Origin of the sequence: Pseudomonas sp. B21-054 (genome assembly GCF_026016345.1) — a bacterium.
Classification (GTDB): Bacteria; Pseudomonadota; Gammaproteobacteria; order Pseudomonadales; family Pseudomonadaceae; genus Aquipseudomonas.
The window spans coordinates 4,070,378-4,093,468 of record NZ_CP087204.1; the positions used below are offsets into that span (position 1 = coordinate 4,070,378).

The 23,091-nt window shown below is 58.9% G+C and carries 18 protein-coding genes and 1 pseudogene; 9 read left to right on the forward strand and 10 right to left on the reverse strand.

What is annotated here, in order from left to right; translation table 11 throughout:
- Positions 1 to 64: 64 nt before the first annotated feature.
- From LOY70_RS17740 to LOY70_RS17750, 3 genes are read right to left on the reverse strand one after another with little or no spacing between them, the layout of a single operon-like run.
- Positions 65 to 949: a sugar phosphate isomerase/epimerase family protein gene (locus tag LOY70_RS17740; RefSeq protein ID WP_265028687.1), complete on the reverse strand. Its 885-nt coding sequence runs from the start codon at positions 947 to 949 to the stop codon at positions 65 to 67.
- A gap of 16 nt (positions 950 to 965) precedes the next feature.
- On the reverse strand, positions 966 to 1,988 hold the full coding sequence (locus LOY70_RS17745; RefSeq protein WP_265028688.1) for a glycoside hydrolase family 3 N-terminal domain-containing protein: 1,023 nt from the start codon (positions 1,986 to 1,988) through the stop codon (positions 966 to 968).
- Complete coding sequence (locus tag LOY70_RS17750; protein WP_265028689.1) at positions 1,975 to 3,024, reverse strand: glycoside hydrolase family 3 N-terminal domain-containing protein; 1,050 nt, start codon at positions 3,022 to 3,024, stop codon at positions 1,975 to 1,977. Before LOY70_RS17750 ends, LOY70_RS17745 begins: the two co-directional genes overlap by 14 nt.
- Before the next feature lie 659 nt (positions 3,025 to 3,683).
- On the opposite strand from LOY70_RS17750, the gene LOY70_RS17755 reads away from it, so the two are divergent.
- Entirely contained in the window at positions 3,684 to 4,550 is an 867-nt protein-coding gene (locus tag LOY70_RS17755) for a helix-turn-helix domain-containing protein (protein WP_265028690.1), read from the forward strand.
- 28 nt (positions 4,551 to 4,578) lie between these two features.
- Here the strand turns inward: LOY70_RS17755 and LOY70_RS17760 are convergent, their stop codons facing one another.
- Both LOY70_RS17760 and LOY70_RS17765 read right to left on the reverse strand, forming a co-directional pair.
- Complete coding sequence (locus LOY70_RS17760) at positions 4,579 to 4,800, reverse strand: twin-arginine translocase TatA/TatE family subunit (RefSeq protein WP_265038104.1); 222 nt, start codon at positions 4,798 to 4,800, stop codon at positions 4,579 to 4,581.
- Positions 4,801 to 4,849: 49 nt separating this feature from the next.
- Positions 4,850 to 6,055, reverse strand: coding sequence for a thiamine pyrophosphate-dependent enzyme (locus tag LOY70_RS17765; protein ID WP_265028691.1), 1,206 nt, complete (start codon positions 6,053 to 6,055; stop codon positions 4,850 to 4,852).
- A 414-nt stretch (positions 6,056 to 6,469) separates the two neighbouring features.
- Between LOY70_RS17765 and LOY70_RS17770 the strand changes: the two genes are divergently transcribed.
- The 4 genes from LOY70_RS17770 to LOY70_RS17785 all read left to right on the forward strand — a co-directional run bounded on the left by LOY70_RS17770 (position 6,470) and on the right by LOY70_RS17785 (position 10,859).
- The gene (locus LOY70_RS17770) at positions 6,470 to 7,810 is read left to right on the forward strand and encodes an ABC transporter substrate-binding protein (RefSeq protein ID WP_265028692.1); all 1,341 of its coding nucleotides are present in this window, start codon (positions 6,470 to 6,472) and stop codon (positions 7,808 to 7,810) included.
- Positions 7,811 to 8,015: 205 nt separating this feature from the next.
- Positions 8,016 to 8,951 (forward strand): ABC transporter permease, encoded by a 936-nt coding sequence (locus LOY70_RS17775; protein ID WP_265028693.1) that lies wholly within the window; start codon positions 8,016 to 8,018, stop codon positions 8,949 to 8,951.
- 31 nt (positions 8,952 to 8,982) lie between these two features.
- Positions 8,983 to 9,774 (forward strand): ABC transporter permease, encoded by a 792-nt coding sequence (locus LOY70_RS17780; protein WP_092147976.1) that lies wholly within the window; start codon positions 8,983 to 8,985, stop codon positions 9,772 to 9,774.
- Positions 9,775 to 9,779: 5 nt separating this feature from the next.
- A complete protein-coding gene (locus tag LOY70_RS17785) occupies positions 9,780 to 10,859 on the forward strand; it encodes an ABC transporter ATP-binding protein (protein WP_265028694.1) in 1,080 nt (359 codons plus the stop codon).
- A 141-nt stretch (positions 10,860 to 11,000) separates the two neighbouring features.
- On the opposite strand, the gene LOY70_RS30225 is transcribed toward LOY70_RS17785, so the two are convergent.
- The 3 genes and pseudogenes from LOY70_RS30225 to hisD all read right to left on the reverse strand — a co-directional run bounded on the left by LOY70_RS30225 (position 11,001) and on the right by hisD (position 14,575).
- Complete coding sequence (locus LOY70_RS30225; RefSeq protein ID WP_413776654.1) at positions 11,001 to 11,756, reverse strand: methyl-accepting chemotaxis protein; 756 nt, start codon at positions 11,754 to 11,756, stop codon at positions 11,001 to 11,003.
- Between the two features lie 102 nt (positions 11,757 to 11,858).
- Positions 11,859 to 13,115: pseudogene (locus tag LOY70_RS30230) on the reverse strand (HAMP domain-containing protein); the annotation flags it as partial.
- Between the two features lie 176 nt (positions 13,116 to 13,291).
- Positions 13,292 to 14,575, reverse strand: a complete 1,284-nt coding sequence (gene hisD, locus LOY70_RS17795; protein WP_265028696.1) for a histidinol dehydrogenase — start codon at positions 14,573 to 14,575, stop codon at positions 13,292 to 13,294.
- A 396-nt stretch (positions 14,576 to 14,971) separates the two neighbouring features.
- On the opposite strand from hisD, the gene LOY70_RS17800 reads away from it, so the two are divergent.
- Genes LOY70_RS17800 through LOY70_RS17810 form a run of 3 tightly spaced genes read left to right on the forward strand, consistent with a single transcriptional unit; the run spans position 14,972 to position 19,109 of the window.
- Positions 14,972 to 15,697 carry a ThuA domain-containing protein gene (locus tag LOY70_RS17800; RefSeq protein ID WP_265028697.1) on the forward strand — a complete coding sequence of 242 codons (726 nt, stop codon included), beginning with the start codon at positions 14,972 to 14,974 and terminating at the stop codon, positions 15,695 to 15,697.
- Positions 15,694 to 17,481 carry a thiamine pyrophosphate-binding protein gene (locus tag LOY70_RS17805; protein ID WP_265028698.1) on the forward strand — a complete coding sequence of 596 codons (1,788 nt, stop codon included), beginning with the start codon at positions 15,694 to 15,696 and terminating at the stop codon, positions 17,479 to 17,481. Before LOY70_RS17800 ends, LOY70_RS17805 begins: the two co-directional genes overlap by 4 nt.
- Positions 17,482 to 17,498: 17 nt before the next feature.
- A complete protein-coding gene (locus LOY70_RS17810; protein WP_265028699.1) occupies positions 17,499 to 19,109 on the forward strand; it encodes a GMC oxidoreductase in 1,611 nt (536 codons plus the stop codon).
- Between the two features lie 62 nt (positions 19,110 to 19,171).
- On the opposite strand, the gene LOY70_RS17815 is transcribed toward LOY70_RS17810, so the two are convergent.
- Together LOY70_RS17815 and LOY70_RS17820 are read right to left on the reverse strand one after the other, a co-directional pair.
- The gene (locus LOY70_RS17815; RefSeq protein WP_320110186.1) at positions 19,172 to 20,272 is read right to left on the reverse strand and encodes a LacI family DNA-binding transcriptional regulator; all 1,101 of its coding nucleotides are present in this window, start codon (positions 20,270 to 20,272) and stop codon (positions 19,172 to 19,174) included.
- 54 nt (positions 20,273 to 20,326) lie between these two features.
- Complete coding sequence (locus LOY70_RS17820; protein ID WP_256572656.1) at positions 20,327 to 21,454, reverse strand: MFS transporter; 1,128 nt, start codon at positions 21,452 to 21,454, stop codon at positions 20,327 to 20,329.
- A 303-nt stretch (positions 21,455 to 21,757) separates the two neighbouring features.
- Between LOY70_RS17820 and LOY70_RS17825 the strand changes: the two genes are divergently transcribed.
- Positions 21,758 to 23,053: an MFS transporter gene (locus LOY70_RS17825; RefSeq protein ID WP_320110204.1), complete on the forward strand. Its 1,296-nt coding sequence runs from the start codon at positions 21,758 to 21,760 to the stop codon at positions 23,051 to 23,053.
- Positions 23,054 to 23,091: the final 38 nt, after the last annotated feature.

A 23,091-nucleotide genomic window follows, 5' to 3' on the forward strand; every position in this document is an offset into this window, starting at 1 on the left:
ACTTAAGACCTTTTATGAAGTGCATATTGAAAAAGGGAAGTTTTGAATGTGGTCAAACGCTGCGTTACAACCCAACGAGTCGGGTCAGAAGCGTCTTCAAATCTTTCGCGACCTCATAACTGTTCTGCTGCTGCTGTTTTTTGCAAAACAGCTCACAGCTCCACCATCCGTCGTAACCGGTGGCCCTCACTGCGGACGTCCACTCAAGCAGATTCAATATGCCGCTGCCCGTCGGTACATCCCGCAGTATTTCTTCGTTGGGGATTCCCCCTTCGAACGGCAGCGAGTCGCATACGTGCACGCCATAAATGAGGTCTTTGTTCATCCGCGCGATGTCTTGCGGCTTAACGCCGGACGTAAAGCAATGCCAGTAATCGATCACCATTTTGACGTTGTCGCGCTCAGTGCGATCAATCAGCTGCAGTTGATGGTCCAGCGTATTCAATGGCGTCCAGGACAACGCTTCGAGATAAAGAAGCACGCCATACTGCTTGGCCAGATCAGCCAGCACTGCAAGATTCTTGGCGGTCAACCCATACTGTTCGGCCTCGCCGAAACCCAACAGACCGCTGTAGTGAGCGCTCCTGCCGTGCTGCTGGTAATCGATCACCGCCTGGACATTGATAGGCCCGGTGAGCACTTGAACACCTTTGGCGCCGACCCAGTTGGCCAACTGGAAAAGCCGTTCCGCTTCCTTCAGCAGATCATCGCGCTCGGCCCCCTGGCGTTCGATATCCCTCAGGTAACCTATCCCTGTGACAGGCATATCCTTGAGCAACGCTTTGAGCTCCTGCTCGGAATAACCAGCCGCTAAATACGCCTCCAGCTTGCCGCCATAGATCTCCAATGCATCGAAACCAACCGTTGTCGCAATATCGATGTCCATCGCCAACGTCGAATGTTTTGCGACTGTGGAATGCAGGGCCAAGACGTTTTTTTGAGTATTCATGGGGGAGCTCCAGGCGTTACGAACTAAAACTTGCCAGGCGATTGGCCAATGCCGAGACGGCCAGCGCAGCGGCATCCAGGCGTTCCTGCGCCAAGGTGCCCGCAGCTACGGCATCTACAATCGCGCGAACGATCTGCGGAATCTCCAGCACCGCCTTCGCGGAAAGCAACAACAGATCCGCCCCGGCATTCAGCGCCGCCACCGTCACCTCGCCGAGGGATGAGTTGCCGATCGTGGAGCGATGGTCCAGATCGATGGTCATGACCAACCCCTTGAACCCCAGTTCATGTCGCAACAGACCGATCAACCCAGGCGACACGGAGGCCGCAACGGGTGGTTCGCAGGCCGTGAAAATGGCTGGCCCCATCATCACCGCGTCCGCGCCTGCGTTCACCCCGGCTTGAAACGCAGGCCAGTAGCCGCGCAGTTGCTCCAGCGACGCGGTCACCACCGCCTCCTCGATCGACGGTTGGCACAGCAACACGGGATGTCCGGGGAAGTGCTTCAGTGTGCTGGCCATCCCGGCACGCCGCACACCACGCACATAGGCACCCACCATGGCCGCGGCCCGGTCCACGTCATCGGAGAGCGTCCGCCCCTGAAGCCATACATTGGTGCCACCCAGCACGTCGGCGGTCGGCGACAGCAGCAAATTCACACCGGCCTTTCGGACTGCCGTTGCAACGTGGAAACACGCCTCTTCAAGATCAGCCACATCCATGGCCCTGGCCCGTTCGGGTTCGGGAAGCGCAGGCGCGATGCCCTGTAGACGGTGGACGGCAGAGATATCAGCATCTGCCGCCAACAGTAGCGGCCCGCTCAACTCAATTGCCGCAGCGGTAAACCCCTGCCACTTTTCCAGCGTCTCCGAGGCCAGGCGGCTCGCGCTCATTTTGCCGCTGACATATTCCTGCGCGGTCTCGCCAAACAGCAGGCTGCGCCCGCCGCTGCCCAGGAATTTGCGCACATCGTCATTCATTTCCAGATCGAGCAGGACCGGAAACAGCACGCTGTAGGCCTTGCTTTCAATCGAGCTCATGGTCAACCCCGCGTTGAGTTGTAGGGGTGTTATGGGCCGCAGCCAGTTCACGCACCTTCGAGGCCGCGTCGAGCAGAATCTGGCGGTCGAGCACTCCATCGTGGACAGCCGCCACAATGGCTTCAGCAATGGCATCAAGGCCCGATTCACTGGACACGAGTAACAGGTGCGCGCCGGCCGCCAGCGAAGCAACAGCGGTGTCCGTGATCGAGTTGCCTCTGAGGATGGACACCGCATCCAGGTCATCTGAAATGATCAAACCATCGAATCCGAGGGGGTCACGCAAAACCCCGATGACCTTGGATGAGGTCGATGCGCAATGATCAGGGTCTATCGCCGGAAAAACAGCAGGCCCTGGCATCACCGCTAGCACACCGGTGGCGATGACATCCTTGAATACATCAAGGTTGTCTTGAAGCAATTCCAGTGGCCCGGGCACGGTGGCTTCAGCAATTGCCGGATCAGCCTCGGTGACGTAGTGACCGGGAAAGTGCTTGGCGGTAGCGATGACACCCGCGCGCTGCACCCCGCGGATAAAGGCGCAGGACACCCGGCTCACTTCAACGGGGTCGGCGCCCAGATGTCGGTTGTGCAGCCAAGGATTGGCGCCGGTGACGACATCGACGATCGGCGCCAGGAACAGATTAACGCCCAGGCCGCGCGCCACGCGGGCCATCTCAAAGCAGCGCTGCTCGATGTCCTGTGTGCCCAGACCCTTGAGCTGTTCCCTGGACGCGACTGCCGGGACCAATTGGTGGAGGCGTTCGATACCGCCGAGTTCCTGATCCACTGCGATCAGCACCGGCGCACCGGCCAATGACGTCGCATCTCGAGCGATGTTGACAAAATCAGCCTGGGACTCGGTGCTCTTTCGCGCCGGACTCATGTCCCGGCCGACATATTCTTCCCGGGTTTCCCCCAGCAAAATAGACACGCCACCTCGGCTCAGATAACGCCGAACATTGTCGTTTAGGCTCAAATCGCCGAACGCAGGAAGCAGTACCGAATATGCAGCTCTATGCAGTTCGCTGGACATCGTTTTTCCTCAACACCGTTATTCTGAGCACAAAGCCCAACTTCATTGACACGTGGCGCAGTGCCACGCATGAAACCGATCAAAGTCGAGCACGCTCGATACAGCTCGAAGACTCCGATGGTTGGTACTCATCGGGCATTGCCGGGGACCAGCAATGGCAAATGCACCGAGGCGAGTATCGATGGCGAGGGTTTGTTTCTCCATTTCGCACTACAGCGAAACCTGACGCAGACCGAAGCAACTCACCGGAAAAGTGTCAATTTGGCGAAGATCATTAGCGTCTCGCGCAAACTTTCGACCCTGGTGTTACTCCGCAGAAATCAATGTGTTACTGCCTGGGGCCGAGAGTAACTTGGCCGTTTCCCGGCCAGTTAGCCAAGGTCTGCAGAAGCGACGTGTTTTCAGGAGCGACGATGACTGTCGAGCAAGCCCTGGTACCGCTTACAATCTGACGCAATCAGCAATGCTTGATACTTGTAACTGAACGCCCATGTAACGGCATGAAACCTGCTTGAGCCTTTCAAAAGATATTCAAGTGATTGAGTTTAAGCAGGTTATTTCAGGGTTACCCCATAACCACTGATAACCGCTATAACCACCACCTCATCCGAACTGACCAGATCGAGACCACGATGCCCAGCCGAGGAGACACGCCTCCCATGTCTTTAACTGCCGCCACCTCGCACCCCGAGCGCCAGCAGGTTCGTAGCGACTTACAGGCAAACGTGCAAAAAAATCTCAGCACATTGGTGGAGTCCTGCCGGTCGGTCGCGGACATGTGTCGCAAGGTCGATGTCAATCGCCAGCAGTTCAACAAGTACCTGGTGGGCCAGCACGTACCTTCCCAAAAGATTCTTCAGAAGATCAGCCGTTACTTCATGATGGAAGCCGAAGATCTTTTCCGGCCACCTGCGGAGTTCAAGAAACTCTACGAGGGGTATGAAAACGAATTACCGACGGCCTTGCGTGCCTCGGCGCAGTTCAATCATTTCCTGCCATTGGCAAAACAATCCGCCGACTTGCTTGAAGACTATCTGGGCGTCTATTACCGCTACCACAACTCTTCGATCTACAAGGGAAGAATCCTGCGTTCAGTCACGTGCCTGTATCGCGCCGACTCCATGGTCCAGTACGTCACGGTAGAACGCTTCCCCTTGCTCGATGGCAGCGGAAAGATCGGCTACTCGTTCACGTATCACGGTTTTTGTCTGCTTCTCGGCGACCGTCTGTTCCTGGTGGACTTCGAAGGCAAGCAGCGTAACGAGATGACGTTTTCCATTCTGACGCCGCAGCATCGCCGACCGATCCGGTTCCTCTTCGGCCTGGTCACCGGGGTGGCGTCATCCTCATTCCGCCAACCCTTCTCCACTCGCATGGCACTGGGGCTCGTGGACAAAGGCAAGATCCGCAAGCACCACTTGCGCAATGCAACTGTCGTGCTGCCCAGCGATCAGTCGCTGCCGCTGGAAGTGCGCGAATACATGACCGGTGACAACGCGACTATCGTGTGGGGCGGCCAGGACTGAGGCGGCGGGACAACCGCCTCGTCAATAGTCAGACCTGACGACGCTGCCCGTCGAGGGTCCTGGGTGCATCCGCAGCATCAGCTTGATGCAAGGGCGCCGGCGTGGGCTCTTCATCGTCATTCATGGCTTTGCGAAACCCCTTGATCGATTCGCCAACATCGGCCCCCAGGTTTTTCAGTTTTTTAGTGCCGAAGACCAGCACTACCACCACCAAAATGACGATCCAGTGCTTCCAGTCCAAAATACCCATCGCGTGATCCCTCTTCAGAAGTTTTGATGTGAGGCCGTCCTGCAACAGGTCAGCCATGGTTCCCGCATGCGTCGTTATTCGCACGAGAATCCCGTGCAATCATCACCTCCACCAACGACGGCCCCTTGCTATTGAGCGCCCTGGTAAACGTCGAATCGAGTTGCGAGGCGTGCTCCACCCGCCAGGCATCAAGGCCAAAATTCCTGGCAATACCGGCGAAGTCGGGCGAATAAGGTTTGCCATCCGGCAGGTTGAACTCACCGGTACGGTGCTGCTCCAGCGCAGGGGTTTGCACGTCGCCCACTGACACCCCGCCACTGTTGTTGAACACCAGGAATACCACGGGAATGCTGTGCATCACGCACACGGCCATTTCCTGCATCGACTGCAAGAAATCGCCACCGCCCACGGCGCACACCACCTGGCGCGCCGGCATGGCGAGCTTCGCGCCAATCGCCGCGGGCACCGCCCAACCCTGTGCGCCGACATTGGCGGCGCACAGGCGGGTGCCCGGATGGTAGAGGGGAAACACCTGGCGGGCGATGGCCTGAAGGGGTCCGGCACCGACCACCAGGATGGCCTCCTCCTCCAGGATCGAGCGCAACGCAGCCAAAGGCCTGTGGACCGTCAAGGGCGAGACGTCACTGGCGCTGTCGTCGAGCCCGCCCGCCGCCGCCCCCTGAGGCAAAGCGACTATGTTCAGCCGTGAACCTGCCCGCGGTACTTCGCTGTTGGCGCGCAAGGTGGCGGGTGCCAGGCTGACGTCAATCGAAACGTCCTGGACGGCCGCCGGGATATTCAGACTGGCCGGACCTACGCGTCCACTGAACATCGTATCGAAGGACTGACGCAGGGCCTGCGGCAACTGTTCGATCTGCGAGACGCGCCGGTGTTCTTTCGTGACGCCGCCGGAGGCGGTTACCAGCCTGTCATCATCGCACTTAGCGTCGTCTGCGCTGATGACCAGCATGGCTGATGATTGCGCCGACGCATCGGCGATTGCACCCAGCGCCGTCGAAATACCCAGCGGGCCCGCCAGCAAAACAGCCATCGGCCGACCGCAGGCGCGAAAATATCCGTCGGCAAGATGAACACCGCTTGGCTCCAGCATGACTTGAATGAAAGGGACATCCGTGCCGGCTGTCAGCAGCGCTTCTACCAGGGACCATGAGCCGTCACCCGGTATGCCGGCCACATAGTCGACACCATTCGCTTTCAGCGCTTTCGCAACAATCTGCCCACCCGTGAGTTTCACAAGACACTCCAATCAATCAAGCGCAGGCGTGAAGGGCGAATGCACCTCCGCCCTTTTCAGGATCGCCACGGGAGTATTCGCCCACACCTGGCACCGCTCAATTTCGCACCGCGGGCAAAAGAGACGCACGTTGACGCAGATGCCCCGCATCCCTCGCCTGCTCAAGAAGCATACGTGTCATGGCACGTCAGCTGCGCCGATTAGGTCACTTCGATGCGTCATAGTGCGTCGCTTTTATAGGCGCTGCGAAATTGAGTGCCCTGCCTGCCAGGCCGATACTCGATCCATGAAAACAACAAGCCGAGCCTATCAAGCGCTGGGCGCGCCGCTTCAAGCCTTTACCTGCAACCTTCAGTAAAGCGGCGCCGCCCAGCCAAGGAAGAGTCAATCGGACCAGTGGAGACCCAGTGCGCGATGTTCTCAACGGGCATGTCAGCACCGCCAACCTCCCCAGCTCATGGAAACAATGCTGGCCATAACACTGCCGATCTACAGGACTGCATACAAAAGGATCTGCCCGGAGAACCAGCCGGGCCAGAGCCACTGCAAGTCGCCCAATCGTTTTCACAAAAACCACCCAGGCAGGAACTCGAAATGAAAAAAGACACAGAGACGGGTTATGGACTCACCGGCATTGATCTGGATTCGATCAGCTTGAAGCGCCGCACATTTTTGCTAGGGGCTGCCGCCTCCGCCGCCGGGTTGTACATGGGCTCGTTCATGCCCAGCGCATTTGCCGCCGCGGGTGGGCACCTGGAAATCCTTGGCTGGGAAGGTGAAACCGGTGACGCCGAACTGGCCGAATGGCGCAAGCAGCGTGGCATTACCGTCCGTTCCAGCTATGCCAGCAACCAGGACGACATTACGGCCCGCTTGGCCGGCTCCGATCCCGTGCAGCTTGACTTGACCATGTACGCGTTGGGCTACGAGACCATCTACCAGGAAATGGGGTTGCTCAAGGAGATCGACACCTCGAGGATCCCCAACTACTCAGCGGAAAATATCCTCCCGCTGTTCTACAAAGGCAGCCGCTGGTACTGGGATGGCAAGCAATGGGGCGTGCCCCTGCTGTGGGGCATGAACACCATCATCTACAACCCGAAAGCGGTCAAGAAACCTGCTGAATACAAAGATCTGCTCGACCCGAAATTGAAGGGCAAGCTGACCTTCGTCGATGACGGGACATCGAATTGGTCGCTCATCGCGATCATTGCCGGCTATGGCGACAAATTTCCCAACCTGACGCGCGCCGAGTTCGACGACGCGTTCGAGAAACTCAAGCCGTACCGTGATCAATGCCGGGTTTTTGCCGCCTCTTCGGGGGACGCGGTTTCTCTGCTGGTGTCAGGCGAAGTGGATGCGGTGTTCTCAGCGTCAGCCAACACGCCGAGCGAGACCAAAAAGCGTGGCGTGGAAACCGCTTTGTCGGTCCCCAAAGAAGGCGCGGCCCTTTGGTGCGATGCGCTGTTCATCCCGAAAACGGCCAAGGACATACCGCTGGCACTGGAGTTCATCGACAAGACGCTCGAAGCGCAAACCCAGGCCAAAATGGCGACCACCATGTTCTCCGGCGTGGTCAACACGAAAGCCGTGCCACTGCTTCCGACAGACCTTCGAAACACCTTTGACTACGCGAATCTGGACAGTTTTTTTGAGAAGTCGAAACTCTACGGCCAGCCACCTCTGAGCTCCGATAAGTATGTGACGTATGCCGAATGGATCGATCAGTGGGCGAATTTCAAAGGCTCGTTCTAGGGCTGGGATCAATTCGTCCGACTCAAAGACCTGCTTGAACGGACGCTTACCCGAAGTGCGTGTTTGCGATCACGCGCTTCTCTGTTCGATGGCGCTTCGTGGCCTGTCGACGCCGTTCGCAAGGTTCAGAAGAGCACTCGTCTAGCGTGTATGCGCTCGCCAGGACGCTCTCGTTATCGAAACAAAAAGCAAAGGCACAATCATCATGAACGTAGTCAACAACAGCGAGCCCATCCTTCTCGATGCCAGGGATTCGAAGGTGGGTAAGCCGGTGAAAATCGACAAGAAAATCCTGGGTGGGTACTTGCTCGCATCCCCCCCGATGTTCTTCCTGGTGGTGTTCTTCCTGATTCCTTCGGCGCTGCTGCTCGTCGCGAGTTTCTGGACCGCCAGACCCTTCAGCATGGAGCCTGCCGCAACGCTGGCCAACTATGCAAAAGCCCTCAGTGCCAATGGGTTCTACGATTCGTTGTGGATCGCCCTGCAAAACGGTTTCTGGACCGCGGTGCTATCAACGATCATCAGCGCCCCGGTCGCCTATTACATTGTTTATCGGACGCGCTCCAACGCCGTGCTGTACCTGGCCCTGATCTCGTGGTTCTCCAGCTATCTGGTGCGGGTCTACGCATGGCGCTCGATCCTGGGCACCAACGGCGTGATCAATTCCACGCTGCTGCACCTCGGGCTGGTCGATACGCCCCTGGACTGGCTGGTGTTCAGCAAGTTTTCGGTGGTGTTGACCCTGGTCCACATCATGCTGCCCTTCACCCTTCTGCTGCTGGTATCGGGCTTGCGCGATATCAAGAAGGATTACCTGGAAGCCGCCGCGGACCTGGGCGCCAGCGGTACCACTATTTTGTGGCGAGTGATCATGCCGATGGCGCACAAGAGCATCGTCAGCTCGTTCATGTTCACCTTCGTCCTCGCTGCCAGTGATTACGTCACCCCCCAGATGCTGGGCGGCAGGGACGCCATGACCACCGGCCTGGTGATCGCCAACCAGTTCCGTTCGGTCGGCAACTGGCCGCTGGGAGCGGCGATGGCGTACCTGCTGCTGGTGGTCTTCATGTTGGTGTATGGGCTGCTGCTGGGCGTGTTGCGAGCCGCCAACCTGGCGCCGGGCAAACGCTACCACGACTGAACACCGCCAATAAAAATGCAAGGTGACCGCCATGATCAGACTATTCACTTACGTTTACATGCTTTTCCTCTACGCGCCCATCGCGATCATCGCGTTGTTCAGCTTTCATTCGTCAGCCTCGCTGTCGTTCCCGTTCGAAGGCTTCTCCACCCAATGGTATGAGGCGCTGTTCAGCAGTTCGGACTTCATGACCGCCTTGACCAATAGCGCGATCGTCGCCGCGGGTTCGGCCATGCTCACCACGCTGCTGGGCACGTTCTCAGCACTGGCGTTGATGCGCATGAAAGGTCGGGTCAAGTCTGCCTTTGCCTTCATGAACTTCGCCCCAATCGCCCTCCCCGGTCTGTTCCTGGGGATCGCGCTGGTGATTTTCTTCTCGTTGATCGGCTTGCCCCGCTCGCTGCTGACCGTCGTGATCGGCCATACGCTGTTCACTTTCCCATTCTTCGTCGAGTCCGTGCGTTCACGCCTGGAGTACTTCGATCTGTCGTTCGAGGAAGCGGCGCGAGACCTGGGCGCCAGCCCACTCAAGGCGTTCTGGCTGGTGACGCTGCCCATCATCGGGCCGACCATTGCGGGCGCCGCGATCCTCGCGGTCGCGCTTTCGATGGACGAATTCCTGATCACCGTTTTCGTCACCGGCAGCGATACCACGCTGCCACTCATGATTCTTTCGATGATGCGTCGCGCCGTCAGCCCCACCATCAATGCCGCCTCGGTATTCATGCTGGTCGTGACCATCGCCATCATCGTCACCGCCGGCTTGGTCATGACCTTGCGCCGTCGTCGTCTCGAACTTGAACGTGCTGAAACTGCAGAGTAATCGCCATGACCAATAGCATTGAACTGACCGGAATCTCCAAGAGCTACGGCAACCTGACCGCCCTTGGCAAAGTCGACCTGACCGTAAAACGCAACGAAATCCTCACTTTGTTGGGCCCAAGCGGCTGCGGCAAGACCACACTGATGCGCATCATCGCGGGCTTCGAAGAGCCCACCACCGGCAAAGTCGTGATCGATGGCAAGGACTCCACGTCCCTGGCGCCTGAACACCGCCCCGTCAACATGGTGTTCCAGAAGTACGCGCTGTTTCCTCACCTTGATGTTTTCGACAACGTGGCTTTCGGGCTGCGCCTGAAGAAAAAACCCAAGGATGAAATCAAGCGTGAAGTGACCAAGGCACTCGAACTGGTTCAACTGGAAGGTTTCAAGAATCGCTGGATCTCCGAGCTCAGTGGCGGCCAGGCACAACGCGTCGCGCTGGCCCGGGCATTGGTGAATCGTCCCGCCGTGTTGCTGCTCGACGAGCCGTTGGCGGCACTGGACTTGAAGATTCGCCACCACATGCTTAACGAGATCAAGCGAATCCACGAAGAGACATCGACCACCTTCGTGTATGTGACCCACGACCAGGACGAGGCGATGATCCTGTCCGACCGTGTCGTGCTGTTGAACAAGGGCGGCATCGAGCAGATCGGTGGGCCACAAGAGATGTATTGGTCGCCGCGCACGTTGTTCGCCGCGAAGTTTTTCGGTGACACCAACATCGTCGCCGGCACCTATGGGTTGGGCGACACCCGCAACGGCTATGTTGACCTGCCATTCGGTCGCTACGCGCACGCGGCCGGCAACAACCTGGGGGCCGGGCCGGTCAATGTGTCGATCCGTCCCGAAACCATCGGCCTTGAAGCCGCTCAAGGCACGTCGTTGGCCGACGGGGCATTCGCCGGAAAAGTCAAAGACACATCGTTCATCGGTAACCGCGTCATTTACCGCGTGGCGGTGGCCGGCGGCACCCTGGACCTCAAGTGCCAACAACTGCCTACCCCGGGCAGCCATGCCCTGCCACCCGGAGCCGAGGTCGCGCTCACCTGCAAACCAGAGAGCTTCGTGGTGATTCCAGCCTGACGGGCGATGGAGCGGGAACAACCACCGCTGCCAACTCAGCACCGGGTTCAACCGTAACGTCGACGCCGGATCATGCGCTTTTGAACAAGCCCATGATCCGGCGTTTTTTTTGATCAGCAATCGCAGCGCCTTTCAGTTTCCCTAGACCTTGAAGTTATTCATCAGCCTCTGTTGCTGGTTCGCAAGATCGTTCAAGGAGTGGCTGATCCGGGCCGATCGATCCGCCTGCCCCACCAACTCACCCGTTACATCCCTGATGGCCGAAACGTTACGGTTCACCTCTTCGGACACTGCGCTCTGCTCTTCGGCCGCACTGGCAATTTGCAGGTTCATGCCCGTCATGATCTCGATGCTTTGGCTGACATTGGCCAACGCGTCGACAGCCTCCAGGGCTTGCTCGGCACTGGCATTGGCCTGGCGATGCTGGCTCTGCATGGCATTCACCACCTCGCGTGTGCCGCTCTGTAGGCTCTCGATGACACCCTGGATTTCACTCACGGAGTCCTGGGTGCGCTGGGCCAGATGGCGAACCTCGTCGGCCACTACGGCAAAGCCCCGCCCGGTCTCTCCAGCCCTTGCCGCCTCGATCGCGGCATTCAGCGCCAACAGATTGGTCTGCTGGGCAATGGTGCGGATCACATCGAGCACACTGCCAATTTCCTCACTGCTGTCGGCGAGTTGGCGCACCCCGTTCATGGCGCCGCTCATGTGCGCCGCCAACGACTGGATGGAATGCGCAGCGGTCTCGATGGTGCTTTTGCAAGAGCGCACAGCGGCATCACCATTTCGCGCGGCAGTCGCCGCCATGGACGCACTTCGCGCCACCTCTTGGGAGGTTGCGCTCATTTCATGAGCGGCCGTCGCGACTTGTTCGACTTCCAGCAGTTGCTGCTGCATGCCACTGCTGGTCTGGCTGGCGATCGAAGACGCCTGGTCAGCGGTGGAGCGCGTGTCCAGGACGCTCTGGCTGACTTGGGCAATGATGGGCTGCAGCTTATCGAGGAAGCGATTGAACCCACCCACCAGCACGCCCATTTCATCGCGGCGCTCGGCGCTCAGTCGCTGGGTCAGATCGCCCTCGCCGTTGGCGATGTTTTCCAGCATCGCGGACACCCGGCGGATGGGCCGGGTGACACTCACCGCCAACCACCCCATCAGCAATATCCCCGCCACGGTGACGCCAATCCCGGTGGCCACCTGCACCATCACCGACGTCCGATTCGATTGCTCCAGGACTTGCTGCAACGCCGCAACCGAGGCCATCAACGTGGCGCGCGGCACTTCTATGACGGTCATCCAATGGTTCGAATTGGGGATGGGTGAAAATGGCACGACAAGCATGACGCGAGTGTCACCGGCCCTATCGATTGCCAGGACTTTGCCCGACTTCGCCCCCTCGAACATATCCGCCGCCTGTTGCGGGAAAATATCCTTGATGGTTTTCCCCAACGAGGCGGGATCGCCGCTCCGGCCCATGACAGCACCGCCAGCGCTGACAAAGGTCAATTGTCCTTGCCCCTCGAAGAGCGATGCACTGGCTTTTTGCGCAATGTTTTGCAAGCTGCTCAACGGCAGATCGATACTGACCACGCCGATGAGTTTTCCGCCGTCCATCAACGGTATCGCGATGCTGGAGGTCAGGGTGGGTACATCGTTCAGCAGGAAGGAATACGGCTCGATCAGGCAAGGCTTGCGGGTTTTCTTCGGACAGTTCCACCATTCTTTTGCAGGATCCCCGTCATCCTGCATTTCCTTCTCTTCGAGGATGAAGTTTTGCATCGAAGACACGTACACCCCGAAGCGGCCGACGGCATTGCCGGAGAAGTCGGCGCCGTTGATAGCGCTCGCGTCGGCACCGTCCAGTGCATTGGGCTCGAATGAGACGCCGACCCCGAGTATCTCCGGCGTAGTCGCGACCTGGGCGCGTATCAGCCGGTACAGATCGCCACGCAGCTGCATCGGCGCCAAGCCATTTTGACGGGCCTGACGGCGCATCATGACAATCTGGGTCGCCAGGGAACGGGTGAACATCATGCTGCTACGAAATCGCTGCTCGATGCCACTGGCCTGCAGAGACCCCGTCGCCTCCAGGTACCGCATGGACGCCAGAGACAACGATTCCGTGCTGGACTGACTGACCATGGCCGATGTATCGCGCATCTGATGGATCGAAAAACCCACCAGACAGAGCACCATCGCAAACAGACACCCTCCGGCGGCCAGCGTAATTCTCGTTTTGATCGATAAGCTACCCATCGCACCGCTCCTCTGATTCAAGCCTGGAACAAGCGTTTTTTCCACGGCTCAAAAAAAAGCTCCCCGAATGGGGAGCCTGAAAACACTTGGAAAGACGGTAAGCGTGACCAGCTACACCGAGAAACGACCCCTTCCTCGCTGTCCGCTCGCCAAGTGCAATAACTGACTGGCCGCCCTCAGGCGGATTGCTTGTAACGACGAATGCGGATATCGGCCTGTTCCTTGTGCCCGGCGAAACCTTCCATACCGCACAGACGCGAGCAGTATTCACCGACCAGCACCGAGGCCTCATCCGTCAGGACGCGTTGATAGGTGCAGGTCTTGATGAACTTGCCCACCCACAGCCCGCCGGTATAACGCGCGGTGCCGGTGGTAGGCAGGGTGTGGTTGGTGCCGATCACCTTGTCGCCATAGGAGACGTTGGTCCGCTCTCCGAGAAACAGCGCGCCGTAGTTGGTCATGTGCTCAAGGAAATAGAGCGGGTCGCGGGTCATGACTTGCACGTGTTCGGAAGCAATCCGGTCGGCCTCCTGGACCATCTCGTCCACGGTGTCGCAAAGAATGATTTCACCATAGTCACGCCAGGCGACCGAGGCGACGGGGGCAGTGGGCAAAATGGCCAACTGACGCTCGATTTCCGCCGGCAGGGTTTCTGCCAGTTCCGGGCTGTTGGTCAAGAATACGGCTGGGGAGTTGACGCCATGTTCAGCCTGGCCGAGCAAGTCGGCGGCAATGATTTCCACATCGCTGCTGTCATCGGCAATCACCAGGGTTTCGGTCGGGCCGGCGATCAAGTCGATGCCGATCTTACCGAACAGTTGACGCTTGGCTTCCGCAACAAACGCATTGCCTGGCCCGACGATCATGTCGACCGGCTTGAAGGTGTCGGTCCCCAGTGCAAACGCGGAGATCGCTTGTACACCGCCAACGCAATAAATCTCATCCGCACCCGCCAGGTACATGGCCGTCACGATGGCCGGATGCGGCTTGCCGTCAAACGGCGGCGCCGCGGCGACCACGCGTTTCACCCCCGCCACCTTGGCGGTCAGCACACTCATGTGCGCCGACGCCAGCAGCGGGTATTTTCCACCGGGGATGTAGCAGGCCACGGAGTTCACCGGAATATTGCGATGGCCCAGGATCACGCCCGGCAGGGTTTCGACTTCCACATCATGCATCGAGGCTTTTTGCACTTCGGCAAAGCGGCGGACTTGCGCCTGGGCAAAGGTGATGTCACCGATTTCCTGCTCCGACAGACTTGCCACACACGCGGCGACTTCTTCATCGCTCAGACGGAAAGAGACCGGGTCCCACTTATCGAACTGCTTCGAGTATTCCCGAACGGCGACGTCTCCGTTCTTGGCGACATTGGCGATGATCTGCTCGACCGTATCGCGGACTTGGGCAGCGATTTCGGCTTGAGCTTCGACAGGCTTACTTTTTTTCAGATAACGAATCATCAATTTGCTCCAGGTAGTTCTTGATGCACGCGGCATGCACTCGCACTGGCATCCATCTTTTCCTACCCCCCTGCCCCGGGCAATTTCGCAGCCTACCTATTGATGACGCGATCTGACGCAGGATAGACGCAATGCTGAAGCACTCGTGCAAGCGCTGACCGCTCTAGCACGGCCACGCTGTTATTCGTATAACCTCCTATCATAAAAAATCTCCCGAGCGAATTCGCCCGGAAGCCTTGCTGAATCGTCGATGCACGTCTTAACCACAAGCAATCTTTAGGCTTGCACATTAAAAAAGCGATCAAGGGATTGACACCTCGGTTTTGAGTGATAGCTTAAATAAGCGGTTATACGTATAACTTAATAATCACACCCAACCTAAAGAGGTGATCAACCGTGAGTCGAGTCTTGTATCTGTACGGTGGCTGGCCCGGCCATTTCCCCTACGAAATCGCGGCATGGGCACGGACCGTTTTCCAGGAGCTGGATTTCGACGTTGAAGAGTCGACCGACATCTTCACATTGGACAGGGACTTGACCGGTTACGACCTGATCGTGATCGGCTGGAACAATGCGGTCACCACGGAAACGCTAACCGCTTCACAGGAGAACCGCCTGCTCGAAGCGATCGAAAGCGGCACCGGGCTGGTGGGTTGGCACGGTGCCGGCGCGGCATTTCGCGCCAGCCTCAAGTACCACTGGGTACTGGGCGGCTCGTTTCTTGAGCACCCGATGGGCGAAGGGTTTCCCCATCCTTACCAGGTCAACATCATTGATCGCACCCATGAGGTCACGCAGGGCGTCGAGGATTTCGAGGTTCGGTCCGAGCAGTACTACATGCAGGTTGACCCGAACATTCATGTGCTGGCCGAAACCACGTTCGACGGCAACCCATTCCCCTGGATCAAGGGCCATCGCAGCCCGGTCGCCTGGGTTCGTCAGTGGGGCGAAGGCCGAGTGTTCTATCACTCGATCGGACACGACACCAGCAATCTGGCCGACCCGAACATCCGCCGCCTGACCAAACAGGGCCTGAACTGGGCAACCCGTGGGCGCACGGCAAGCACCGGTAAATCCACCGTATCCACCGCACTTCCATCAACCCAAGGAGTCCTGTCATGACTAAATTGACCGGCAGCCAGATCGTGGCCCAAACCCTGAAAAACTACGGCGTCGAATACGTCGCTGGCATCCCGGGCCACGGGATCTGGACCCTCACCGACGCCTTCCTCGAAGAAGACTCGAAACTCAAATTCATCCAGGTCTTCCACGAACAGAGTGCGGTTCATCTCGCGGATGGTTACTACCGGGTGTCTGGCAAGCCGATGGCCGCCGTCACTTCCATCGGTGCCGGCGCCGCCAACACCGTGATCGGCATGGCCACGGCCTTCACCGACTCCACCAGCCTGATGCTGATCACCGGCGGGCCACCCACGCACATGCGCGGCCATGGCTTGTTGCAAGAGCTGGAACGCTATACCGACAACGACTTCCCCAAAATCGCCGAGGCTGTCACCAAGCGCCACTGGGTCGCCACCCGCGTCGAAGAGCTACCCTTCATGATGCACCGTGCCTGGAGCGCGATGGTCACTGGTCGCCCGGGTCCGGTTCATCTTGAAATACCGATGGACGTTCAGGCCGAAGCGGCTGACGTGACCCTGCACACCCTGGAAGAACGCACCCCCATCGGCAAGTGTTTCCCGGACCCGGCGGCTACGGCCCGCGCGGTTGAGGAATTGAAGGCGTGCAAACGCCCGGTGCTGGTGATCGGCGGCGGCGTCATCACGGGTGAGGCAAGCGCCGAAGTGCTTGCCCTGGCCGAAGCCTGGAAAATACCCGTGGTCACGACCTGGAACGGTAAAAGCGGCTTCCCGGAGGATCATCCGCTGTTCGCCGGCAGCGTCGGTCAAACCGGCACGATGTGCGGCAACAAAGTGGCCTCCACCGCCGATGTCATTATCGCTGTGGGTTGCCGCTTTACCGACTGGTCGTCCTCCAGCTATGCCAAGGGTGTGACCTTTGCAATTCCGCCATCGAAATTGATCCACATCGACATCGACCCGCACGAGATCGGCAAGAACTACCCGGTGACCGTGGGCATTTGTGCCGACGCCAAGTACGCGCTGGCCCATATCGTGGAAGGCTTGAAAGGCCAGACGGTGGATCGCCAGGCGTACATGAGCGACCTGCGCGGCTATCAAGAGGAATGGGAAACCAAACTGGCCGGCCGCCGTGACTCCGACCGTTTCCCGTTTACCTCTCAACGTCCGTTGGGCGCGCTGCGCAAGGTTTTCCCCCGTGACACCATCGTGGTGGTCGGGTCCGGCAACACCCAAGGGGCAGTCAAACAGACCTTTCCTGTCTATACCCCGCGCACCCACCTGACCTCTGGCGGATTCTCTTCCATGGGCTGGGCCGTCCCGGCGGCTATCGGGGCCAAGCTAGCGGCGCCGAACCAACCGGTTGTATGCATCCTGGGCGACGGCGATTTCCTGATGACCTCCCAGGAAATTGCGATCTGCGTGACCAACAACATCCCTGTTGTGTTCATGATCCAGAACAACGCCGGGTACATGTCGATCCGTGGTGGCCAGCGCAAGCAAACCAGCCGCCATATCGGCACCGAGTTCAACCATCCGGACGGCACGCCCTACAGCCCGGATTTCAAAGCCGTCGGCGAAGCCTTCGGCCTGAAATCCTATCGTGTGGAGCGCCCTGAGGATCTCGAGCCGACCCTTCAGGAAGCCCTGGACCTGAACGTGCCGGTGCTGATCGAAATCCCGACCGATCGCGACGCCGCAGGCCCTTGGGTCCCAGGCTGGTGGGACTTCCCGATTCCTGAGTACATCACCGACGAACGTCAGGACGAGTACTGGCAAATCCGGAACTCCGAACAACACCTGTAAAACCTGGAGCGGCTTAAATGAGTGATGCATTGATTTCGCATCATGCAAAGCTGAATCCACAACCGGGGGCGCCGCGCCATCAGCGCGCCCTCGACGTGGTGACACCTGATGCAGATGGCAATATCAACTGTGACGTAGTGATCATTGGCTCGGGCATGGGCGGTTCGACCTTTGCCCATGCCCTGCGCGATAGCGGGCTGGACATCGTTATCGTCGAACGGGGAGATTTCCTGCCCCGTGAAATACAGAACTGGAGCGCCGAATCGGTGTTCGCCGAAGGCCGCTATCGCAATGCCGAGCAGTGGCTGGATAAATCCAACCAGCCCTTTTCCCCCGGGGTCTTTTATTACGTGGGTGGCAACACCAAATTCTATGGCGCCATGCTGCCCCGGTTCCGTGAAGAGGATTTTGCCGAAATTCAGCATGCCGAAGGCGTGTCCCCGGCATGGCCCATCCGTTACGCCGACCTGGAACCCTGGTACGCCGAAGCCGAAAAACTCTATCGGGTTCACGGCTCGGCGGGCTCGGACCCCAGCGACCCCTGGCGCTCGGGCCCTTTTCCCCAGCCTGCGCTCAAACATGACCCGGCGCTGGTGCCACTGGAGCAAAGCATGCGCCGTTCAGGGCTCAAGCCGTTCGTGATGCCTGCGGCCGTGGATTATGGCGACGGCGGTGATTGTGTATTGTGTTCGACCTGCGATGGATATCCTTGCCTGGTGGACGCCAAGGCCGATGCTGAAGTCAGCGCCTTGAGGCCGGCCCTGCGCAGCCCGAACATCAAATTGTTGACCCGTACCCTGATCAAACAACTGAGAACAGGCGCGGACGGTCGGACGGTGACAGAGGCCCATGGGCTCAGCGGTGGTCGCGACGTGACACTTCGTGCGAAACGATTCGTCCTAGCGTGCGGAGCGGTGAACACCGCCGCCCTGCTGCTCAAATCAGCGAACGAGCATCACCCTGAGGGCTTGGGCAATAGCTCGGGGCAAGTGGGTCGCAACTACATGGTGCATAACAGCACGTTCATGCTCGCAGTAGACCCGCGGCGCAAAAACAAGGTGACCTTTCAAAAGACCCTCGCCCTCAACGACTGGTACCGCGCCAGTCCGCAAAATCCGTATCCGCTTGGCAATGTGCAGATGCTGGGGAAGATCCGCGAGCCGATGATCAGCGCCATGCGCCCATGGCTTCCAAAATTCGCCTCACGGTACATTACGGACCATAGCGTCGACTTGTACCTGACCTCGGAAGATCTACCGACACAGGACAACCGGGTCATCTACGACAGGCAACGGGATGCGATCAAAGTGTTCTGGACGCCGAACAACCTCAAAGCCCATGAAGGCCTGGTCAGCAAAACCAGTAAAGTCATGCGTCAGGCAGGTTATCCCTTGATTCTCAGGGCACGGATGGGCATCGCCACCAACTCGCACCAATGCGGTACCGCCGTCATGGGCAAGGATCCCGCCTCAAGCGTGCTGGATGTGAACTGCAAGCTGCATGACCTGGACAACGTCTGGGTGGTCGACAGCTCATTCTTCCCCTCTTCGGCTGCGGTCAATCCGGCGCTGACCATCGCTGCCAATGCTTTGCGGGTTGCAGCCAGTTTCAAGCGCCTGCCGGGTTGACCGGCAAACCCACCTGAAAACAGCCGCAGGGTACTTCTACACTGCGGCCTTGGCGCAACCTCTCAAGCATCGGTCGGCTGTACCTGCTGCGTCGAAGTCCGCACGATGAGTTTCGTGGAAAAGATTTTCCGTTCCGGTTCGAGTCGCGAGCCTGCCGGAGCATTCAGCTGCTCTGTCAACATCCGTGCGGCATACAGGCCCTTCTCCACCATCGGCTGGCCAATGGTGGTCAAGCCAAGCTGAACAGCCTCGGGAATATCATCAAAGCCGATCACGGAAAGCGCTTGCGGGACTTTACGGTTGAGCGCATGTGCGGTTTTCATGCAAGCGATGGCCATGACATCCGAGCAAGCCACGACCGCCGTGACATCGTTGGAGGTCAACAGCGTAAACGCTGCCGCTTGCCCGGACGTGGAATCCAGCCCACCGGCCTCGATGATGCACAGGTCCTCAAATGCCAGGCCAGCCCTGCCCGCCGCTTCCACATACCCGGTCAGACGCTCCCTGACGATGCGCTCACTGGCACTCTTGAAGCGTTGCTGGTCAATCGGCCCGCGATAACCGTCAGGATTGAGCCGGTCGATGATGATGCCGATCTTGCGATGTCCCAGGTCCAGCAGATGTTGCATCTGAGTCTGGGCGGCGCCTCGATCGTCGATCCCGACGAAGAAAGAATCTTCCACCAGCGGCGAATCGATCACCACGAACGGAATGTTCTGTTTCACCACCGCCAATACCGCCGGGTGATCGTCCGGCAGTGTCGAAATGATCAGACCATCCACCAGGCCGCGCAAGGCAAGGCTGCCGTGACTCTCTGCCTGGGTCCGGCCGACGAGCCGGTTGTTATTCAGGGGAAACAACGTCAGTGCGACATTTTCCAACTCGCCGACTTCACTGATCCCACGCAACAGGGCAATGGTGCACGGGTCGGCGAACGCCAGGGACAATTTGTCCATCATCATCAACCCGATCGCACCGATCTTGCCCGAGCGCAGGCTTCGCCCCAGCACGTTCGGCCCCGGATAGCCCAGGGACGCCGCGACCTCGAGGATATGCTCGCGCTGCGCTTGCGACAGTTTGGAGGGACGATTGTAGGCGTAGGACACCGCAGGCTGAGACACCCCCGCCGCCAGTGCTACATCTTTCATTGAAACGGATGCCATCGCTTGCTTCCCGATTTTTTTGAGAACCTCATGGGAGGTTATGAAAACATGAGCTCAGTGTAACCGTTGAGCGCAAACCTTCGGTATCAGTCGAGTCGCACTGATCATCACCGCAATCATGGATGAGGCAACAGCGAGCAGTGCGACAGACAGGCTGGTGGAGTGCGCGACAAAACCGATGACCGCAGGGCCCATCAAGATACCGAGGTAGCCAAGGCTGGTTGCCGCGGCGATGGCCAACTCGCCGGGCATGGCCCGTTGCGCGCCGGCCAGTGACAGATAGACCGGGGCAATGTTTGCCAAGCCGGCACCGATGACCGCGAACCCCACCAGGTTCAACCACCAGTTTGTGATCAGTACGACCATCAAAAAGCCCAGGACGACGATCAAGCCACCGCCGATGAGCGCTACCCGCGAGCCCAGCTTCAGCACAATCCGGTCACCGTTCAGGCGCCCCAAGGCCATCATCACCGCAAACGTTGCGTACCCCAGACCGGCAATGGAGTGCTCAACCCCGCGTTCCTCGGTGAGAAAGACCGCGCTCCAGTCGAGAATCGCCCCTTCAGCGAGAAAGGCGAGCAGGCAGAGTGTGCCCAGCAGCAAAACCTTGCGGTCAGGCCTGACAAATATCGGACTGCCCTCCTCACCGCTTCGTCCCAGCATCTGACGGCCGGCAGTCAGGACAAAGGCAACCAGTGCCGCCATCACCGCGCTGCTCGCCAGTAATGGCGTAGCGCCGAGCCATAACAGTGCGGTCATGCCTGCGGCACTGACAATCGTACCCAGGCTGAACAAGCCATGGAAACCGGACATCAACGATCGGCCGGTGGCACGCTCGACCATCACCCCTTGAACGTTCATCGTCACATCCACCGCGCCACACCCAGCGCCGAACACGGTCAAGGCGACCATCAAGCCGGCGAACGAATGAGTCGTCGCCAGCATCGGCAACGTCAGCAATACCAATGCGATGCCGATGTGCATGGTAAATCGGCAGCCCTTCCTCGCGTTCAGGACACCGGCAAGCGGCATCATCACCAGTGAGCCCAGGCCAAGGCACAGCAACAGCAAACCCAACGCACCGTCGTCGACTCCGGCCCGAGTGCGAGCATAGGGAACCAGCGGCGCCCAGGCGCCCATGCACAGGCCCGACATGAGGAACGTCAGCCGATAAACCGCCATAGCCGGGGAGGCGCAAGGCATTTCCCATTCTTGAGACGACACGCAAACCTCTCCGTTCAGGCATGAAAGTTATACGTATAACCTAAAATAATCGATTAGCCAATGCGCCGACACAAAGCAGTGCTGCTTCACTTTGCACAAAGTTGGAGCAAATTCCACAGGAGACTGGCCATGGATCGCAAACTGGTTGACAAGCCGTGGGCTGGCGATGTTATTTTTAGCCGAGTTATACGTATAACTCATAAAGACTCGTTTTCATGCAGACGAACACCCTCACAAAAACAAAAGGGACGGCGCAGCCTGATGAACAACCTTCAAAGAACACCCATACCCAGCCGTATACGCAAGGCACGCATCGCGACGTTCCTGGGTTTCATGATGATCGGCGCCATGATGTACATCTGGTCGACAGGCGTAAGCGTTTTCAGGGCGCAGCTGGGTTTTACCGGCGAGTCGGGGGATTCGAACTTCGGCTTGATTGCACTCGGGATCGGTGTGGGTTCCGCGGCAGGCGCGTTATGGGTGGGCCGCTTCCTGGATAACTTTGGTGCAAAGCCGGTAATTACGGTATGCGCACTCGCCTATCCACTCTCCATCATCCCGCTGGGGTTCGTCAGCGGCTTCTGGTTCGCGCTGTGCTTCGGCGTGGTCCTTGGGCTCCTGCGCGGGGCACTGGACACCGCCCTGAATGCCCATGGCGTTCAAGTCGAACGCTTCTACCAGCGCTCAATCATGTCTGGCTTCCACGCGTTCTATTCGCTGGGCGGCTTTCTGTTGGGGATGGTGTGCAGCTGGTTGACCGGCATCTACACCGACAGCGTGCAAGTGCCCTACACCCTGCTTGGCGTGGCGCTGTTCATCGTGGGCTGTTTTTTCAGTCGATGGTTGCTCGGCAAAAATGACGTCCCGCTGCCGTCAACCAGCGATTGGCAAGCCAGCGCACACCTGCCTGACGAGGCCGGCAAGCGACCATCGACCAAAACGCTGCTGGTGATGATTGGCCTGGGCGTCCTGCTGCTGGGCAGCATGATGGGGGAAAATGCGATTGCCGACTGGGGTCAGGAGTACATTCGTCGTGAGCTCTCGACGAGCACCTCAATGGCCGGCATGGCAGTCTCCATCTTTGTCGGCGCGGCGTTCGTCGGACGGCTGTTCGGTGATCGATTGGCCGCGGCGTTTGGGAACGCACGGGTGGTGTTCGGATGCGGCGCAGTGTGCGTCCTTGGCATGATCATCACCCTCGTTGGCGGCACCGCCTTGACCGGCATCGTCGGTTTCGCATTGTTCGGCCTCGGTCTGTCTTGCATCGCGCCCCTGATGATCTCCGCCGCGGGGCGCAGGGACCCGAAACATGCAGGCCGCAACATCGGCATCGTCAATTGCATCGGCTTCTCCGGAATGCTTATGGGCCCCGCCGCCATCACCGTCATCGTCAGTAACTTCGGCTTGAGCAAGCTGATGTTTTTCCCGCTGATCATGCTCGCTATCCTGGCGACCTTTGGCCCACTGTTGATGCGCGCACCCAAAGTTGTCACGCCCCAACAACATGATGCGCGCAAAACCGGCGCGGCATTGAACAAGAGCGCCTCTAGCGTTTGAAACCCCGGGAGGTGGTTGAGCGATCAACCACCTCGACC

What these genes read in the sequence shown, in the direction of transcription:
- LOY70_RS17805 (WP_265028698.1), top strand. Translation starts at nt 15,694, where the DNA reads ATGACTAAATTGACCGGCAGCCAGATCGTGGCCCAAACCCTGAAAAAC.
- LOY70_RS17825 (WP_320110204.1), top strand. Translation starts at nt 21,758, where the DNA reads ATGAACAACCTTCAAAGAACACCCATACCCAGCCGTATACGCAAGGCA.
- LOY70_RS17810 (WP_265028699.1), top strand. Translation starts at nt 17,499, where the DNA reads ATGAGTGATGCATTGATTTCGCATCATGCAAAGCTGAATCCACAACCG.
- LOY70_RS17745 (WP_265028688.1), bottom strand. Translation starts at nt 1,988, where the DNA reads ATGAGCTCGATTGAAAGCAAGGCCTACAGCGTGCTGTTTCCGGTCCTG.
- LOY70_RS17755 (WP_265028690.1), top strand. Translation starts at nt 3,684, where the DNA reads ATGTCTTTAACTGCCGCCACCTCGCACCCCGAGCGCCAGCAGGTTCGT.
- LOY70_RS17760 (WP_265038104.1), bottom strand. Translation starts at nt 4,800, where the DNA reads ATGGGTATTTTGGACTGGAAGCACTGGATCGTCATTTTGGTGGTGGTA.
- hisD (WP_265028696.1), bottom strand. Translation starts at nt 14,575, where the DNA reads ATGATTCGTTATCTGAAAAAAAGTAAGCCTGTCGAAGCTCAAGCCGAA.
- LOY70_RS17770 (WP_265028692.1), top strand. Translation starts at nt 6,470, where the DNA reads ATGTTCTCAACGGGCATGTCAGCACCGCCAACCTCCCCAGCTCATGGA.
- LOY70_RS17740 (WP_265028687.1), bottom strand. Translation starts at nt 949, where the DNA reads ATGAATACTCAAAAAAACGTCTTGGCCCTGCATTCCACAGTCGCAAAA.
- LOY70_RS17780 (WP_092147976.1), top strand. Translation starts at nt 8,983, where the DNA reads ATGATCAGACTATTCACTTACGTTTACATGCTTTTCCTCTACGCGCCC.
- LOY70_RS17750 (WP_265028689.1), bottom strand. Translation starts at nt 3,024, where the DNA reads ATGTCCAGCGAACTGCATAGAGCTGCATATTCGGTACTGCTTCCTGCG.
- LOY70_RS17820 (WP_256572656.1), bottom strand. Translation starts at nt 21,454, where the DNA reads ATGGCGGTTTATCGGCTGACGTTCCTCATGTCGGGCCTGTGCATGGGC.
- LOY70_RS30225 (WP_413776654.1), bottom strand. Translation starts at nt 11,756, where the DNA reads ATGCAGCAGCAACTGCTGGAAGTCGAACAAGTCGCGACGGCCGCTCAT.
- LOY70_RS17815 (WP_320110186.1), bottom strand. Translation starts at nt 20,272, where the DNA reads ATGGCATCCGTTTCAATGAAAGATGTAGCACTGGCGGCGGGGGTGTCT.
- LOY70_RS17775 (WP_265028693.1), top strand. Translation starts at nt 8,016, where the DNA reads ATGAACGTAGTCAACAACAGCGAGCCCATCCTTCTCGATGCCAGGGAT.
- LOY70_RS17785 (WP_265028694.1), top strand. Translation starts at nt 9,780, where the DNA reads ATGACCAATAGCATTGAACTGACCGGAATCTCCAAGAGCTACGGCAAC.